Origin of the sequence: Klebsiella oxytoca (assembly GCF_009707385.1) — a bacterium.
Classification (GTDB): Bacteria; Pseudomonadota; Gammaproteobacteria; order Enterobacterales; family Enterobacteriaceae; genus Klebsiella; species Klebsiella oxytoca_C.
On sequence record NZ_CP046115.1, the window covers coordinates 1,817,206 to 1,833,933 of the forward strand.

The 16,728-nt window shown below is 55.9% G+C and carries 18 protein-coding genes and 1 riboswitch; of the genes, 7 read left to right on the forward strand and 11 right to left on the reverse strand.

From position 1 onward, the window contains the following. Position 1 precedes the first annotated feature (1 nt). The 3 genes from pmrA to yvcK form a co-directional block, all read right to left on the reverse strand. Positions 2-673, reverse strand: a complete 672-nt coding sequence (gene pmrA / locus GJ746_RS08440) for a two-component system response regulator PmrA (RefSeq protein WP_154679787.1) — start codon at positions 671-673, stop codon at positions 2-4. After that, entirely contained in the window at positions 670-2,313 is a 1,644-nt protein-coding gene (gene eptA / locus GJ746_RS08445; protein ID WP_154679788.1) for a phosphoethanolamine transferase EptA, read from the reverse strand. Before eptA ends, pmrA begins: the two co-directional genes overlap by 4 nt. Positions 2,314-2,424: 111 nt before the next feature. Beyond that, positions 2,425-3,330: a uridine diphosphate-N-acetylglucosamine-binding protein YvcK gene (gene yvcK / locus GJ746_RS08450; RefSeq protein WP_154679789.1), complete on the reverse strand. Its 906-nt coding sequence runs from the start codon at positions 3,328-3,330 to the stop codon at positions 2,425-2,427. 208 nt (positions 3,331-3,538) lie between these two features. Further along, a riboswitch (molybdenum cofactor riboswitch) is annotated at positions 3,539-3,677 on the forward strand. On the opposite strand from yvcK, the gene moaA reads away from it, so the two are divergent. The 6 genes from moaA (at position 3,665) to GJ746_RS08480 (ending at position 7,123) form a co-directional block, all read left to right on the forward strand. Continuing rightward, the gene (gene moaA / locus GJ746_RS08455; protein ID WP_154679790.1) at positions 3,665-4,654 is read left to right on the forward strand and encodes a GTP 3',8-cyclase MoaA; all 990 of its coding nucleotides are present in this window, start codon (positions 3,665-3,667) and stop codon (positions 4,652-4,654) included. (Overlaps the previous riboswitch by 13 nt.) A 21-nt stretch (positions 4,655-4,675) precedes the next feature. Next, the gene (moaB, locus tag GJ746_RS08460; protein ID WP_154679791.1) at positions 4,676-5,188 is read left to right on the forward strand and encodes a molybdenum cofactor biosynthesis protein B; all 513 of its coding nucleotides are present in this window, start codon (positions 4,676-4,678) and stop codon (positions 5,186-5,188) included. 3 nt (positions 5,189-5,191) lie between these two features. Beyond that, positions 5,192-5,680, forward strand: coding sequence for a cyclic pyranopterin monophosphate synthase MoaC (moaC, locus tag GJ746_RS08465; protein ID WP_154679792.1), 489 nt, complete (start codon positions 5,192-5,194; stop codon positions 5,678-5,680). Then, positions 5,673-5,921, forward strand: a complete 249-nt coding sequence (gene moaD, locus GJ746_RS08470) for a molybdopterin synthase sulfur carrier subunit (RefSeq protein ID WP_154679793.1) — start codon at positions 5,673-5,675, stop codon at positions 5,919-5,921. Before moaC ends, moaD begins: the two co-directional genes overlap by 8 nt. 1 nt (position 5,922) lies before the next feature. Beyond that, positions 5,923-6,375, forward strand: coding sequence for a molybdopterin synthase catalytic subunit MoaE (moaE, locus tag GJ746_RS08475; RefSeq protein WP_154679794.1), 453 nt, complete (start codon positions 5,923-5,925; stop codon positions 6,373-6,375). Positions 6,376-6,418: 43 nt separating this feature from the next. Then, on the forward strand, positions 6,419-7,123 hold the full coding sequence (locus GJ746_RS08480) for a Bax inhibitor-1 family protein (RefSeq protein ID WP_154679795.1): 705 nt from the start codon (positions 6,419-6,421) through the stop codon (positions 7,121-7,123). A 202-nt stretch (positions 7,124-7,325) separates the two neighbouring features. Here GJ746_RS08480 and GJ746_RS08485 read toward each other — a convergent pair whose 3' ends face one another. Genes GJ746_RS08485 through GJ746_RS08495 form a run of 3 tightly spaced genes read right to left on the reverse strand, consistent with a single transcriptional unit; the run spans position 7,326 to position 10,281 of the window. Next, entirely contained in the window at positions 7,326-8,291 is a 966-nt protein-coding gene (locus GJ746_RS08485) for a lysylphosphatidylglycerol synthase transmembrane domain-containing protein (RefSeq protein ID WP_154679796.1), read from the reverse strand. Further along, complete coding sequence (clsB, locus tag GJ746_RS08490; protein ID WP_154679797.1) at positions 8,291-9,535, reverse strand: cardiolipin synthase ClsB; 1,245 nt, start codon at positions 9,533-9,535, stop codon at positions 8,291-8,293. Before clsB ends, GJ746_RS08485 begins: the two co-directional genes overlap by 1 nt. Beyond that, positions 9,532-10,281 (reverse strand): endonuclease/exonuclease/phosphatase family protein, encoded by a 750-nt coding sequence (locus GJ746_RS08495; RefSeq protein WP_154679798.1) that lies wholly within the window; start codon positions 10,279-10,281, stop codon positions 9,532-9,534. Before GJ746_RS08495 ends, clsB begins: the two co-directional genes overlap by 4 nt. 144 nt (positions 10,282-10,425) lie before the next feature. Between GJ746_RS08495 and GJ746_RS08500 the strand changes: the two genes are divergently transcribed. Further along, positions 10,426-10,836 (forward strand): YbhQ family protein, encoded by a 411-nt coding sequence (locus tag GJ746_RS08500; protein ID WP_154679799.1) that lies wholly within the window; start codon positions 10,426-10,428, stop codon positions 10,834-10,836. On the opposite strand, the gene GJ746_RS08505 is transcribed toward GJ746_RS08500, so the two are convergent. The 5 genes from GJ746_RS08505 to cecR all read right to left on the reverse strand — a co-directional run bounded on the left by GJ746_RS08505 (position 10,798) and on the right by cecR (position 16,509). Further along, positions 10,798-11,904, reverse strand: a complete 1,107-nt coding sequence (locus GJ746_RS08505; protein WP_154679800.1) for an ABC transporter permease — start codon at positions 11,902-11,904, stop codon at positions 10,798-10,800. The two genes, GJ746_RS08500 and GJ746_RS08505, sit on opposite strands and share 39 nt — an antisense overlap. A 79-nt stretch (positions 11,905-11,983) precedes the next feature. Continuing rightward, entirely contained in the window at positions 11,984-13,117 is a 1,134-nt protein-coding gene (locus GJ746_RS08510; RefSeq protein WP_154679801.1) for an ABC transporter permease, read from the reverse strand. Then, the gene (locus GJ746_RS08515) at positions 13,107-14,846 is read right to left on the reverse strand and encodes an ATP-binding cassette domain-containing protein (protein WP_154679802.1); all 1,740 of its coding nucleotides are present in this window, start codon (positions 14,844-14,846) and stop codon (positions 13,107-13,109) included. Before GJ746_RS08515 ends, GJ746_RS08510 begins: the two co-directional genes overlap by 11 nt. Beyond that, positions 14,843-15,835, reverse strand: coding sequence for a secretion protein HlyD (hlyD, locus tag GJ746_RS08520; RefSeq protein WP_154679803.1), 993 nt, complete (start codon positions 15,833-15,835; stop codon positions 14,843-14,845). The genes GJ746_RS08515 and hlyD overlap by 4 nt, the downstream gene beginning before the upstream one ends. After that, the gene (gene cecR, locus GJ746_RS08525) at positions 15,832-16,509 is read right to left on the reverse strand and encodes a transcriptional regulator CecR (RefSeq protein WP_154679804.1); all 678 of its coding nucleotides are present in this window, start codon (positions 16,507-16,509) and stop codon (positions 15,832-15,834) included. Before cecR ends, hlyD begins: the two co-directional genes overlap by 4 nt. Between the last annotated feature and the right edge of the window lie 219 nt (positions 16,510-16,728).

The following is a 16,728-nucleotide window of genomic DNA, read 5'->3' on the forward strand; positions in this document are numbered from 1 at the left end:
GTTACTCTTTCTCCGCGTGATTAACCAGCATATAGCCAAAGCCCCGAACGGTACGGATGCGTGATTTGCCTACCTTGTCACGCAGATTATGGATATGTACCTCAAGCGTGTTGGTGGCCGGTTCGTTATCCCAGCTGTAAATATCGTTATAGAGGATCTCGCGATGCACCGGGCTGCCGGCCTTCATCATCAGGCGAGACAGCAGGGCATACTCTTTGGGAGTTAAATCCAGGGACTGCTCGCTGAGCCACACCAGCCGTCGGGTGACGTTCAGGCGCAGATCGCCGACGGTCAGTTCGTTATCGCCCTGATTATTATGGCGACGCAGCAGGGCGCGAATGCGCGCGTTCAGCTCTTCCAGGGCGAACGGTTTAACCAGATAATCATCGGCGCCGGTATCCAGGCCGCTGATGCGCTCGTCCAGGGCATCGCGAGCGGTGAGGATCAGCACCGGTTGGCTGAATTTCTCCCGCCGCATTCGCGCCAGAAAGTGCAGGCCGTCTTCATCCGGTAGACCGAGGTCGAGAACCACCAGGCTGTAGTGATTGCTGGCCAGCGAAAGCGCGGCTTCGTGGGCCGTTGACACGCCGTCGCAAACGTAGCCCTCGCTTTGCATCGCCAGAATTAATCCTTGTAACAGGAGCGCATCGTCTTCAACGACTAAAATTTTCATCGGCCTGCCTCTCTACATGGCGTTAAAATATCGTCTGTTGCCTGGTACTCGCGGGTGCTGACCCCGAGCAGACCGAGCAGGGTGGAGAAGAGATTATCCTGCGAATACGCTTGCGTTTTCGCTTTTTGCTGCAAACACTGGCTGGACACGCCATAACGCTGTTGATAATCCGCCGACAGCCAGAGCAGCATCGGAACGTGTTTTTGCGTATCCGGTGCGATGGACCACGGCAGTCCGTGCAAATATACCCCATCTTCACCAAGCGACTCGCCGTGATCCGAGAGATACACCAGGCTGGTGGTAAATTTATCCTGCTTTGACTGCAGTAATTTTATCGCTTTGTCGACCACATAATCGACATACAAAATCGTATTGTCGTAGGTATTGGTGAGCTGCTGCTGAGTGCAGCTCTGAATCTCATTGGTATCGCAGGTCGGCGTAAACTGTTTAAACTGCGCCGGATAGCGATTGTAGTAAGTCGGGCCATGGCTGCCGATGGTATGCAGAACGATAATTCCGTCCTGCTGTAAATTATCGATATAGCTATCCAGGTTATGGAACAGAACCTCATCGTAGCACTCGCCGTCGATGCACTGGCCGCTCAGCTTGAGATCGGTCACGTTCTGGTGCGGCACCCGGTCACAGGCTCCTTTGCAGCCGCCGTCGTTATCATTCCACTGTACCTGAATGCCGGCTCGTTGCAGGATATCCAGTACGCCTTCCTGGTGGTGCGCCAGCTCTTCATCATAATGGGCGCGCGGCATATTAGAGAACATGCACGGTACGGAAACCGCAGTCGCCGTGCCGCAGGAAGTCGTGTCGGGGAAATAGATAACGTTATCCTGTTTCAGGCGCGGGTTAGTCTCGCGGGAGTAGCCGTTCAGGGAAAAGTTTGCTGCTCTTGACGTTTCACCTAACACCACGATGGTCAGGTTTTTCCGCGGTCCGTCGCGCATCTCTGGCTTCTGAACGGCGTCTTCGCCAATTTTGACCAGCGGAAGATTATCCATCCTGTTGTGCGCATACCAGGAATTCAACGCCACGATGCTGTTTGATGGGTTCAGTGATTTCACCAGCTCTTTGTTATTGCGAAACAGCGAAGCGTAATCTTTATAAAACAGCGCGGCGACCAGAATAATCAGCAGCGCTGAAACCACGATGTTCACCAGGCGGACAGCAACACTGCGCCACAGGGTTTGCGGTTTGCGGATGTTAACCCACCAGGCCGCGACCACCGCCAGAACGCCGGAAATTCCGAGTATCAGAACCATTTTTCCTGACAGCAGCGCAAAGCTTTCGGCGGGAGTGGTATCGAAAATATTGGTAATCATCGCCCGGTCGATAACCACGCCAAAGGTCCAGATAAAATACTGGGCCGAAGCGCTGAGCAGGATAAACAGGCTGATGACGATTCGATCAAGCTTCAGGAACGACGCTATCGTAGTGATGATATTCATCACGCTGATGGCCACTATCGGCATACTGAGGAACACCAGCCAGTTATGCAGACCGTTGACCGGCAGCAGGGTGAATGCCTGGCGATAGAAAGCAAGATTCAGCGCCAGGCCGATATAGCAGGCAAAAAGAATCAAATAAGCCGTACGGCTAAGTAAGGGCCGACGTAAAGAAAATAACGACATAGCGAACGTCCACATGAAGAGATGATCGCTATGCTGCCGATTCTTTTTTAAGACAACCTTAAGATTTTAAGCCAGCCTGTTTTTCTCGCCATTAGCAGGCTGTTTTAAGGATTAACCTAATGCCTCAATGGCTTTATCCAGCGCGCTGCGCAGCAGCTGCCGATCGTGACGATAGGGGACATCGCTGGCGTCAAGAGGGGTCCGAATGATGACCCGGTTTTCAATACCGGCGGTATCGGCTTTTGGGCCAACGACCAGCGCGTCGATTACCCGTTTGCCAATATGCTGCTCCATAATAGCGACTCTGTCCGCCAGCGTCAGGCTTGCCGCCGGGCTGTGCTCTTTGCCTAAATTATCGATAAATACCATTGGCGCAGGCGTGCGGCGCAGCGCCTGTGCCATTTCATTAAGCAGCAGAATGGGCAGCAGGCTGGTATAGAAACTACCGGGACCAATCAGGATTAAATCAGCCTCGGCGATAGCTTCTATCGCTTCACGGGTAGTAGGAACCGGCGGGAAAAGCATGAGCTCACGCGGCACGCGAGAAAGCTGATCGATGTTCACTTCGCCGTAAACTTCATGCCCTTCGTGATCGATAGCCATCAGATCGACCGGTTGTTCCGACATTGGGATAAGGAATGCGTCGACCTTAAGCAAACTTCTGATCAAATTGATCGCTTCAAGCGGCCGTACGCTCAGGTGATCCAGCGCCTTTAACATCAGGTTTCCGAGGTTATGGCCGGAAAGTTCGCCGTTACCGCTAAAACGGTATTCAAACATTGCCGACGCTACGCTGGGTTCGGCAATGAGTTGGTTAATACAGTTGCGCATATCGCCCCAGGCAATGCCGCCTTCCGCGCGGCGAATTCGCCCGGTGGAGCCGCCGTTATCGGTTGTGGTAACAATGCCGGTAAGACGAGAGCCGAGGGAGGAGAGGGAGGACATTACCCGGCCAAGCCCGTGCCCGCCGCCCAGTGCCACAACGCGATCGAGATCGGCAAAAGTACGACTGCGCATAGAAATTCCTTAGATCGATTTATCCGGCACACAGTAACCGATCTACTCCTAAAAGACGATGGGCGTAATCTGACAAACTGACCCATATCAATGCAAAAGGGTGGTTTTTAGCTATTCTGTAGCGAAAATGTACGAACGTAGCGATATATACATGAATATATAGCGAAATCGAAAATGGCTAAAGCGCCATTATCGCGCTACTATCGGCATAATCCGTTAACACTCTAGCCTCTGTGCCTGTGTCAAAAGATATGGTGCTTTGGCCGTGACAACTTCGGTTGCCACCAGGGCGTGGAAAGAAATGACCGCGTCTCCCGTATTTGGAAAGGTGTCTATGGCTTCACAGCTTACCGATGCATTTGCGCGGAAGTTTTACTATCTGCGCTTATCAATTACCGACGTATGCAACTTTCGTTGCACCTACTGTCTGCCCGATGGCTACAAGCCCGGCGCCGTCACCAATAAAGGCTTTCTCAGCGTAGATGAAGTTCGCCGCGTCACGCGCGCGTTTTCCGCTCTGGGAACGGAAAAGGTGCGCTTGACCGGCGGGGAACCCTCGCTGCGCCGCGATTTTACCGACATCATTGCCGCCGTGAGGGAAAATCCCTCCATCCGCCAGATCGCGGTTACCACCAACGGCTACCGGCTGGCGCGCGACGTTGAAAGCTGGCGTGACGCTGGACTGACGGCGATTAACGTCAGCGTGGATAGCCTTGATGCTCGTCAGTTTCACGCTATAACCGGCCAGAACAAGTTTCATCAGGTGATGGAAGGTATCGACGCCGCGTTTGCCGCCGGCTTCGAAAAGGTTAAGGTCAACACCGTGCTGATGCGCGACGTTAACCACCATCAGCTCGATACCTTTCTGGCGTGGATCCAGCCGCGCCGCATTCAGCTGCGTTTTATTGAATTAATGGAAACCGGCGAAGGTAGCGATCTGTTTCGCCGTCATCATATCTCGGGCATGGTACTGCGCGATGAGCTGCTGCGCCGCGGTTGGATCCACCAGATCCGCCAGCGTAGCGATGGCCCGGCGCAGGTGTTCTGCCATCCGGACTACGCTGGTGAAATCGGGCTGATCATGCCTTATGAAAAAGACTTCTGCGCCACCTGTAATCGCCTGCGCGTCTCTTCCGTTGGCAAGTTACACCTGTGCCTGTTCGGCGAAGGCGGCGTCGATCTGCGCGATCTGCTCGAAGACGATCGGCAGCAACCGGAGCTGGAGGCGCGCATTTCCGAAGCGTTGACGCATAAAAAACAAACCCATTTCCTTCATCAGGGCAACACCGGTATTACCCAGAACCTGTCGTATATTGGCGGATAATTCATTTTAAGGAGCGATCAGATGAGTCAGGCCAGCGCTGAGTTTATCCCGACCCGTATTGCTATTCTCACCGTTTCCAGCCGACGCGGCGAAGAGGACGACACTTCCGGCCACTGGTTGCGCGATGCGGCCCAGGAAGCGGGCCACGTGATTGTCGACAAGGCGATTGTCAAAGAGAACCGCTACGCTATTCGCGCCAGGGTATCGGCGTGGATTGCCGATGATGAGGTGCAGGTGGTGCTGATTACCGGCGGTACCGGCTTTACCGACGGCGACCAGGCGCCTGAAGCGCTGCTGCCGCTGTTTGACCGCGAAGTGGAAGGCTTCGGCGAAGTGTTCCGGATGCTCTCTTTTGAAGAGATCGGCACTTCAACGCTGCAGTCCCGCGCCGTGGCCGGGGTGGCGAACCGTACGCTGATTTTTGCGATGCCGGGTTCAACCAAAGCCTGTCGTACCGCATGGGACAATATTATTGCGCCCCAGCTCGATGCGCGCACCCATCCGTGCAACTTTATCTCTCATCTTAAGAAGTAATTTATGTCACAGCTGACCCATATTAACGCCGCCGGAGAGGCGCACATGGTTGATGTCTCCGCGAAAGCGGAGACGGTTCGCGAAGCGCGCGCCGAGGCGTTCGTTGAGATGCACGCGACAACCCTGGCAATGATTATCGACGGCAGCCATCACAAAGGGGATGTTTTTGCCACCGCCCGTATCGCCGGGATCCAGGCGGCAAAACGCACCTGGGAGTTAATCCCGCTGTGCCATCCGCTGATGCTGAGCAAAGTCGAAGTCAATCTGCAGGCGCAGCCCGAACGTAACCGGGTGCGAATTGAATCCCTGTGCCGTCTGACCGGCAAAACCGGCGTCGAAATGGAAGCCCTGACCGCCGCTTCCGTGGCCGCATTGACCATTTACGATATGTGTAAAGCGGTACAGAAAGATATGGTGATTGGTCCGGTGCGCCTGCTGGCGAAAAGCGGCGGCAAGTCCGGCGATTTCAGAGTGGAAGATACCCATGATTAAGGTCCTTTTTTTTGCTCAGGTGCGCGAACTGCTCGGCACCGACTCCCTGACGCTCGATCCGCGCGGGCTGACCACCGTTGAAGCCGTTCGCCAGCAGCTGATCGCCCGCGGTGACCGCTGGGCGCTGGCGCTGGAAGAGGGCAAACTGCTGGCGGCGGTCAATCAAACGTTGACCTCCTTTGATCATCCGTTAGTGTCCGGCGATGAAGTGGCGTTTTTCCCGCCGGTTACCGGGGGGTAACATGACGCAGACTCGTATTATCGTCAGCCACGATCGCTTTAAAGTCGGCGATGAATATCCCTGGCTGGCCGAACGTGATGAAGACGGTGCGGTGGTGACGTTTACCGGCAAGGTGCGTAACCATAACCTCGGCGATAGCGTAAAAGCGCTGACCCTTGAGCACTATCCGGGAATGACGGAAAAATCGCTGGCGGAAATCGTGGAACAGGCACGCGAGCGCTGGCCACTGGGGCGTGTGACGGTGATTCACCGTATCGGCGAAATGTGGCCCGGGGAAGAGATTGTCTTTGTCGGCGTCACCAGCGCCCATCGTGGCAGCGCGTTTGCGGCGGGGGAGTTTATAATGGATTACCTGAAGACCCGCGCGCCGTTCTGGAAGCGTGAGGCGACGCCGGAGGGCGATCGCTGGGTGGACGCGCGCGATAGCGACCGTGAAGCGGCAGAACGCTGGTAGTGTGGTACGCTTAGAAGATAATTTCGTTAATCAGGAGACAGTCATGGACAGATATCCTCGTACCGGTTCAATCGTACAGGGTCGCAGTGGACTACAAACCTATATGGCACAGGTATACGGCTGGATGACGGTCGGCCTGCTGCTCACGGCGTTTATCGCGTGGTTTGCCGCTAACACCCCAGCGGTGATGATGTTCGTTTTTTCCAGCAAGATTACCTTTTTCGGTCTGATCATCGCGCAGCTGGGGCTGGTATTCGTGCTTTCCGGTATGGTACAGCGACTTAGCGCCGGTATGGCAACCACTCTGTTTATGCTCTATTCGGCGCTAACCGGGCTAACGCTATCCAGCATTTTTATTGTCTATACCTATTCGTCAATCGCCAGTACCTTCGTGGTCGCAGGCGGGATGTTCGGCGCGATGAGCCTTTACGGCTATACCACCAAACGCGACCTGAGCGGCTTCGGTAATATGCTGTTTATGGCGCTGATCGGCATCCTGCTGGCATCGCTGGTCAACTTCTGGCTGAAGAGCGAAGCGTTGATGTGGGCGGTGACCTATATCGGGGTGCTGGTGTTTGTCGGCCTTACGGCTTACGACACCCAGAAGCTGAAAAACATCGGCGAGCAGATTGACGTTCGCGATGCCTCAACCCTGCGGAAATACTCTATTCTCGGCGCTCTGACGCTGTATCTGGACTTTATCAACCTGTTCCTGATGCTGCTGCGTATTTTCGGCAACCGTCGTTAACTCGTTCCCGGATGGCGGCGCGATGCGCCTTATCCGGGCTACAAGACCGCAGATAATAATGAACCTGTAGCCGGTCTGCGAAGCGCTACCGGGAAAGTTCATCAACGGAGATGTGGATAAAATAGCGGCAGATATCCACGATATCTACCCAACCGCACGAAACCGTAGCCCCGGTAAGCGCAGCGCGACCGGGGAATCTTCGCTACTCTCCCGCCAGCTTACGCTCATTTTTCTCCCGCAGATGTTTCGCCCGACTCTCCAGAATTAAGTAGCCGATGGTTGCCAGCAGCAGCGGCAGAAAGTAGTACAGCGTGCGATAGGCGAGCAGGGCGGCGATGATGGCGCCGCGCGAAATCTCTTCGCCGGAAAGCATGGCGATAAATACCGCCTCAAGCACCCCAATGCCTGCCGGAATATGCACAATGACCCCCGCAATGCTGCTGACCAGCAGTACGCCGAGCACGAGAAAATAGTCGACCTGCGGGCCTAACAGCAGCCAGATAATCGCCCCCATTGCCATCCAGTTCAGGCTGGAAACCGCCATCTGCAATATGGCAAAGCGCCAGGAAGGCAGCACCAGCCGCTGGCCTTTTATCGTCATATGACGCTTTCTGGCAAAGGCGCAGGCCCATAGGTAGAACGCGGAAATCAGCAGCAAAACGACGCCGAGAATTTGCAGCGCAGACTGGCTGATATACCAGCGCTGAGGGACCTGTACCATCCCGGAGCTAAAAATGATGCCGCCAAGCAGAATGTAGCCCAGCCAGTTGGTGGTAATGCTCAGAGAAAAAATTCGCGTAATGGTTGCTCCGCTCAGGCCGAGGCGCGAGTAGAGCCGGTAACGCATACCAATGCCACCCACCCAGGTGCTGAGCGTCAGGTTAAAGGCGTAGCAGATAAACGACACCAGCATCACCTGACGTTTCGCCAGCTTGTGGCCGCAGTAAGCGCGCCCAAGCAGGTCGTAGCAGCCGTAGATCAGATAGCTGACGATAACCAGTCCTATGGCGCTCAGCAGCGCCGTACGGTTGTAATCGCGAATGACTTTCCACACTTCCTGCCAGTCAATTTTTTGCGCATAGACCACCAACAGGACGACTACGGCGACAAAAAAGAGCACCGTAAGGATTTTTTTCGCCATCTTCCAGCGTGGATGAGATTTCGCCATCAGGATTTCACCTCCTGGTTTTCCGGATCCACGCGATCCTGGGTTTCTATTTCTGGCTGCACCGGTGGTCGAACTCGCGACAGTATCGGCGTATGGGCCGGAAGCCATCCGACCCATGCGGGAAAGTGGCGCAGGAAGTGGAACGCCAGCACGCTGATACCGAGCCGCCACCAGGTCCGTTTAGACAAAATACTCTTATCAACCTGACGACAGTCGTTGGTAATTAATCCATTGAGATTATCGCGCAGCGTCTGGTTGAACTCGCGGTCATGAATAACCAGATTCGCTTCCAGGTTGAGCGACAGGCTAAGCGGGTCGAGATTGCTGGAGCCGACGGTGGCCCAGTGATCGTCCGCCAGCGCGACTTTGCCGTGCAGCGGACGGCGGCGATATTCGAAAATTTGCACTCCGCCTTTCACCAGATAGTGATAGAGCAGGCGCGCGCCGAATTTGACGATCGGGATATCCGGCTCGCCCTGAACGATAAGCTTGACGCTCACCCCGCGGCGGGCGGCGTTGCGCATCGCGTGCAGCAGTCGGTAGCCGGGGAAAAAGTAGGCGTTCGCGATAATTACTTCCCGGCGGGCGCTGGTAAGCATCTTCAGATAGTGACGTTCAATATCATCGCGGTGATCCTGATTATCCCGCCAGATAAACAGCGCCTGAGCCTCGCCGGGATTGCGGTTAATTTCCGGCTTGTGGCGACGCCGCTGCCACCAGCGGCGGGTTGCTTCGTTGGTGGGCAGGTTTTCGAGCTCAAACTGCAGAATATCCAGCACCACCGGCCCTTCAACCTGAACCGCGTAATCCTGTTTCGCTTCCGGGCCATAATCGGTCATATGCTCGGCGGAGTAGTTAATTCCGCCGACAAAAGCGGTAACGTCGTCGATAACGGCGATTTTGCGGTGCATCCGGCGAAACAAATTAGTACGCATACCGAGCAGGCGCGGGCGCGGGTCGTAGTAGCGAAAAATCACCCCAGCTGACGTGAGTTCGCCTACGAAGCTTTCGCTCAGATCCGGCGATCCGTAGCCGTCAAGTAGCACCTCAACGCGCACGCCGCGCTGCGCTGCTTTTAACAGCACGGCATGCAGCTGCCTGCCTACGTCATCCTCAAACCAGATAAAGGATTCAAGGATCACCCGCTGCTGCGCGCGGCCAATAGCGGCAAACAACGCCGGATAATAGTTATCGCCATTTTCTAATAGCCGAATGCGGTTCCCTTCCTGCCAGCTACATTTCACAGATGAATCTCCACGCTAAGCGGTGCATGATCGGACAGATGACGCCACTGTTTTAAAGCCAGCGCTTTGGGCCGGCTGGCATGGGCGTTTTTCACGTAAATACGGTCAAGGCGCAGCAGGGGAAAATTAACAGGAAAAGTCCGCGCCGGTCGCCCTCTGGCGCGGGTGAAAATCTCTTCCAGTCCGGCCTGGATTTTTAGCTGCCGGTTAGCCTGCTGTCGCCAGTCATTAAAATCACCCGCCACCACCACCGGCTCGCCGGCGGGTAAAGCATTCACCCAATCCGCCAGCATCGTTAGCTGAGCCCGGCGTTGATGAGAGCGCAGACCCAGATGCACGCAGATCAAATGAAGCGTGATGTCACTTTCCGGCGGCACAATGCGGCAGTAGAGCAGGCCGCGTTTTTCGCTGTTGCCGACGGACACATCGAGATTTTGATAATGCGCAATGGGAAAGCGCGAAAGTACCGCGTTGCCGTGGTGTCCTTCCGGGTAAACGGCGTTGCGACCATAGGCGTAATCGCTCCACATGGTATCGGCGAGAAATTCGTAGTGGGTGGTATCCGGCCAGTTTTCGATATGCAGGGGATGGATTTCATGCGCTCCCATCACTTCCTGCAGGCAAACAATGTCGGCGCTGACGCTGCGCACCGCTTCGCGTAATTCGGGCAAAATAAAACGGCGATTGAAGGCAGTAAAGCCTTTATGAGTGTTAATTGTCAGCACGTTTAACGAAAATCGCGGCATTTGTTTGTCCTTATTTCTCTGGGCAATGTCACTTTCCTGTAGGAAATAGTGTAGTAGAGGTCACAAAAAGATGCGGTGATACGGAATTTTCCGTAAAGTGCGGTACTCTGAGTAGCTAGAGAAAAATCCTTCAGGAGAGAAGCCATGAAGTGGCAACAACGTGTACGCGTCGCAACGGGTCTTAGTTGCTGGCAGATTATGTTGCATCTACTGGTCGTGGCAGTACTGGTGATGGGTTGGATGAGCGGCGCGCTGGTACGCGTCGGATTAGGCTTGTGCGTCCTGTACGGCATCACCTTACTGGCGATGCTATTTCTACAGCGTCACCACGATGAACGCTGGCGCGACGTCGGTGACGTCCTTGAGGAACTCACCACCACCTGGTACTTCGGCACGGCGGTGATCGTGCTGTGGTTGCTGTCCCGCGTGCTGCATAATAACCTGCTGTTAGCCCTCGCCGGGCTGGCAATACTCGCAGGCCCGGCGGTGGTTTCACTGCTGGCGAAAGATAAAAAACTACGCGATCTTTCTTCGGAACATCGCATACGCCGCTGAGCCGGTGGTGGCCGCTATGACCAGTAGCGGCCACAAACTACCCCACACAATTTCCAGACTCGCATCCTTCAAATAGATCTGCTTGGTGATATCGGTGAAATGCCGAATCGGGTTAATCCACGTTAAATCCTGCAGCCACTGCGGCATGTTCTCAACCGGCGAAACGTAGCCGGAAAGCAGAATCGCCGGCATCATAAAGACAAACACGCCGATAAACGCCTGCTGCTGCGTCGAGCACAGCGACGAAATTAACAGGCCAAATCCCACCAGCGACAGGCCGTAAACAATCATCGTAAAGTAAAACAGCAGCAGCGAGCCGGCGAACGGGATTTGATAGGCCCAGATGCCAATCCCCAGCACGATGGTTGCCTGCAGGGTCGCGACAATCAGCGCCGGTACCGCTTTGCCGATAAAGATTTGCCAGGTTGCCAGCGGCGAGACCAGCAGCTGATCGAGGGTTCCCTGTTCGCGCTCGCGGGCAACGGAGAGCGACGTAACGATCATTACGCCGATGGTGGTGATCATGGCGATCAGCGACGGCACCACGAACCATTTGTAATCAAGGTTCGGGTTATACCAGTTACGCACCACCAGTTCGCTGTTGTTCGGTTTAGATCTGCCTTCCAGCAGGTCCTGCTGATAGCTTTTGACGATCTGCTGGAGATAGTTCGCGGCGATCTGCGCGCTGTTGGAGTTGCGGCCGTCGAGCAGGAGCTGAAGCGGGGCGGTCTGCCAGGTATCGAGGTTGCGTGAGAAATCCGCCGGAAAACGCACGACCAGCAGCGCTTTTTGTTCATCGATGGTTGGCCGTATTTCCTGCGGGCTTTTGAGCAGCAGAACGTGGGTAAAGGCTTTAGCGCGCGCGAAGCGCTGGGTCAGCTCCACGGCGTGCTTGCCGTTATCTTCGTTATAGATAGCGATAGTCGCGTTCGTCACTTCCAGCGTGGCGGCAAAAGGGAACAGCAGTACCTGAATCAGCACCGGCATGATCAAAATCGCCCGCGTCTGCGGCTCGCGCAACAACGACTGCAGCTCTTTGCGGATTAACGTCCATAAGCGATGAAACATTCTATTCTCTCTTTATGATCCCCGGAGGCGGTGCTGGCGCACCTGTCCGGGCTACAAGACCTGCGAACCAGGCGGAACTTTAATCCAGACGCCGTTTGGTTTTCAGCCACGTCAGGCCAATAAACATCACCGCCGAGGCTATCAGGAACATGACGTTCACCAGCAGCACTACCGGGATATTGCCCGCCAGAAACAGGCTTTGTAGGGTGCTGACAAAATAGCGCGCCGGGATCACGTAGGTCACCGCGCGGATTATCGCCGGCATGCTGTCTATCTGAAAAATAAACCCGGACAGCATAATTGATGGTAAAAACGCGGCATTCAGCGCCACCTGCGCGGCGTTAAACTGGTTGCGGGTGATGGTGGAGATCAGCAGCCCCATGCCCAACGTGCTCAGCAAAAACAGGCTGGTGATAAAAAACAGAATCACCAGCGAACCGCGAAACGGCACGCCGAGAATAAACACCGCCACCAGCATACACAGCAGCATCGCCAGCATGCCGAGGAAATAATAGGGGATGAGTTTGCACAGCAGCAGCTCGGCGCGGGTAATCTCGGTCGACAGCAGCGCTTCCATGGTGCCGCGCTCCCACTCACGAGCCACTACCAGCGAGGTCAGGATCGCGCCAACTACCGTCATAATGATGGTAATCGCGCCGGGGATAATAAAATGCTGGCTGATGGCCGCCGGGTTAAACCAGTATCGCGTCTGCACATCAATTAGCGGTTTAAAGGTTTCACCGCGATCTTCCGCCCGCTGCTGCTGCCAGATTTGCCAGATGCCTTCGACGTAGCCCTGGGCGAAGTTAGCGGTATTCGGTTCGCTGCCGTCGGTGATGAGCTGGATCGGTGCATCGTCGCCGGGGCGAGCCATCTTCTGGTCGAAGTCTACCGGTACTACCACCAGCGCGCGGATCCGCCCGGCCTGCATCATTTGAATCAGCTGCTGGCGGTTGTCGCTGATGGTGGCGTCAATGTACGGGGAACCGGTCATGGTATGGACGAAGTCCAGCGCCTCTTCGCTTTGCTGCTCCAGCAGCACGCCCACCCGCAGCTTGCTGGAGTCGAGGTTAATTCCATAGCCAAAGATAAACAGCAGCAGCAGGGGGATCACGACCGCAATCAGCCAGCTGCTGGGGTCGCGGACGATTTGTCGCGTCTCTTTCACGCACAGGGCGCGCACGCGCCGCCACGATAGCAGTTTAGCGCTCACCGGCGTTCTCCTTATCCCAGTCGTGGATGAGGGTAATAAATGCCTGCTCCATCGTCGGGTCAGGCTGTTCATCGTCCGCCGCCAGCGCCTTCAGATCGTCCGGCGTGCCGCTGGCGATCAGCTTACCGTGATAGACCAGGCCGATACGATCGCAATACTCCGCTTCATCCATAAAGTGGGTGGTGACCATCACCGTAACGCCCTTATCCACCATGCTGTTGATATGCAGCCAGAATTCACGGCGGGTAAGGGGATCGACGCCGGAGGTCGGTTCATCAAGGAACAGGATATCCGGCTCGTGCATCAGCGAGCAGGCCAGCGCCAGGCGCTGCTTATAGCCGAGCGGCAGGTCGTCGGCGGCCTGGCGGGCGATGCTTTTCAGGCCGAACGCCTCGCTCATGCTGGCGATTTTAGCGTTCTGCGCCCGACCGCGCAGTCCGTACACTCCGGAGAAAAAACGCAGGTTTTGCTCAACGGTAAGGTTGCCGTAGAGCGAGAACTTCTGCGCCATATAGCCCAGATGCTGACGCGCTTTGCCGGAGCTGACTTTCAGGTCCATACCCAGCACCAGCGCTTTACCGGAGGTAGGAACCAGCAGACCGCACATCATCTTAAAAGTGGTGGACTTGCCGGCGCCGTTAGGCCCGAGAAGGCCGAAGATCTCGCCGCGCTTAACCTGGAAATCGACGTGGTCAGTGGCGGCAAAATCGCCGAATTTCTTGGTCAGAGTCTGCGCTTCAATCACCGTGTCGTCATGTGAACCCTCTACGGTGTGGATAATTTTTCCCAGCGGCGATTCGGCGGTACCGGCGCCGCCCAGCAGATCGATAAAGGCGTCCTCAAAGCGCGGCGCGGTTTCGGCGATCTCCAGCGACGGCATATCGGCAGCTTCTTGTACTTCGCTGATGCTGGCCTCTTTCTTGAGGATCAGGCGTACCGATTTGCCCTGAATCACACCATCGCTCACCTGCGGCAGTTTTAAGGTACGCTGGAGTAAGCGGCGGTTATTTTCCTCGCTGCTGGATAGCAAAAAGCTGCGACCGGCCATGGTTTGCGTCAGCTCTTTTGGCGCGCCCTGATAGAGCAGTTGTCCCTCGTTCATCAATAGGACGTCGCGGCACTGTTCGGCCTCGTCGAGATACGAGGTGCTCCAGAGGATCAGCATGCCGTCACCGGCCAGTTCGTGCACCATCTGCCAGAGTTCCCGACGCGAGATGGGATCGACGCCGACGCCGGGTTCGTCCAGCAGCAGTACTTTCGGTTCGCCGACGAGGGTACAGGCCAGGCCAAGTTTCTGCTTCATACCGCCGGAAAGCTTGCCCGCCAGCCGGCCGGTAAAGGGGCCGAGGGAGGTAAATTCCAGCAGCCGGGCAAACGTTTTCTCCCGCGCTTCGCCGGTAACGCTGCGCAGGTCGGCGTAGAGCGTCAGGTTTTCCATCACCGTCAAATCTTCATACAGGCCGAATTTCTGCGGCATATAACCGAGTACCGCGTGCAGGGCGCTATCGTCGGCAATCGGGTCGAAGCCGATTACCCTTGCGCTGCCTGCGTCGGGCTTCAGCAGTCCGGCGAGCATGCGCATCAGGGTGGTTTTTCCTGCGCCATCCGGGCCCACCAGTCCGGTAACGTAGCCGGAGCGAATAGTACAGTCCAGCGGCGCGACGGCCGGGCGGTCCATTCCGGCAAAGCGTCTGGTCAGTCCGTTCAGCGAAATAACGTCTTCGCTCATTGGCCATTTCCGTTACTGAAGGTGACGGTGACCGGCATTCCCTGACGCAGCGCGTCGTCGGCATCGGTCACCACGATTCGCAGGCGATAAACCAGATCGGTGCGCAGGTCCGGGGTTTCGACGGTTTTCGGCGTAAATTCAGCCCCAGGGGAAACGAAACCAATTTTGCCGCGGTAGGGTTTATCCGGCCGACCATCGGTATAAAGCTGCACTTCGCGCCCCGGCTGGGCCTGACCGAGGTTTTTTTCATCAATGTAGGCGCGGACCCATACCGGATGGGTTAACGACAGCGTCATCACCGTGCCGCCAGCGCTGAGCATGCTGCCTGGTTCGACGGCGCGGGTCATCAGCGTCCCGTCGGACGGCGAAGTTAAGGTTGTATCGTGCAGATCGAGTTTCGCCTGCGCCAGCGCGGCCTGGGCCTGCTCCAGGCTGGCTTTGGCCTGGGCGATTTCCTGCGGACGATTACCGGCGCGGTACTGGCGTAGCTTATCCTGGGCGGACTTCAGCGTAGCCTGGGCCTGATCGCGTGAGGAGCGGGCGTTTTCCAGGTCGTTGGCGGAAATAGCGCTGCTTTTGCGCAGCCCCAGCTGACGCTGGTAAAAGTTCTGCGCATAGTCGTAAGCCGCCTGCGCCTGGTTAACCGCGGCGGCGGCCTGGGCAATCTCTTCCGAGCGATAGCCCGCCATCATCAGGTCGTACTGCGCCTGGGCAGTAGATACGTTGGCCTGAGCCTGCTGCAGGGCGTTCTCATAGGGCGCGCGATCCAGTTCGCCCAGCGTCTGCCCGGCTTTAATCGCATCACCCTCGTCGACGCTGAGCGACGCCAGTCGCCCGCCTACGCGGAAGCTCAGGTTAACGGTACGAATATCCACATTGCCATATAGCGTGAGTTCTTTCGGCTGGCTGCTCTGGTACCACCACCAGCCTCCGCCAATGACAGCGGCCAGCAGGAGAAGCAACAGAACGACGATGAGCGGTTTTTTCATGACTCCAGACCCCTTTGCGATAATCCTTGTAGAACGAAATCGATATGGCAGGTGATGACCTCGATAATTTGCTCGGTTTTATCCCGATCGAACTCAGTCCAACCCGCACGGCGCAGTATCGTTTCCCGACCAAGACGAAAAGCGAGTACTTCGCCCAGCAGTGCGTGAGTGTGGAGGACCATTTGCGTGCTGTCGGCGTTAAGGCCGGTATAGACGGAAATTAAACGGGTCAGGTAGCAGTGTAGCGGAGCAATGACCCGATCGTGGATTAGCTGGTAAGCCGGGGTCGGTGACAGCTGCTCGCGGGAGATGAATTTGCTCAAATTGACCGTATCATTCTGGGTCAGAAGTAAAATCATATTCTGACAGGCGCGCAAGATCAGGGTGCGGATGGCGGCTTTATCCGCTGCGGGCTGAGCCAGCAGATCCTCTGCCGCCTGCGCGTGGGGGTGAAAATTTTGCGCGATGAAATCGGCAATCCACCGGGCGCAGGCAAGGTAGAGGTCGTCTTTGGAACCAAAATAGTAAGTGATAGCGGCAATATTTTGCCCGGCCTGGGCAGCGATATCGCGGGTCGTGGCGTGCAGGCCATATTCGCCGAACTGGGCGATAGCGGCGGCGATAAGCTGGCTTTTTGCCTGCTCGCCTTTGCTGGTCATTGGCGTTGTCGTCATGGCACTCAAAAAATTAATCAATCGATTGATTAACTCTAGGCGTGGGTTTCCGGTTTGTCCAGCGTTTGCGGTTAAATATGAAATCCTTCCTGATTTAGCCCTTCGGAAATCCAATGAATGAAAGAAAATCTTCACTTTTTCTTTTTGTTCATTGGGTTAATGAGTTAGGGGAGGCGGTTGCCGCGTAGCCAGCCCTGTTTGACCGCTACGGAAGTGCTA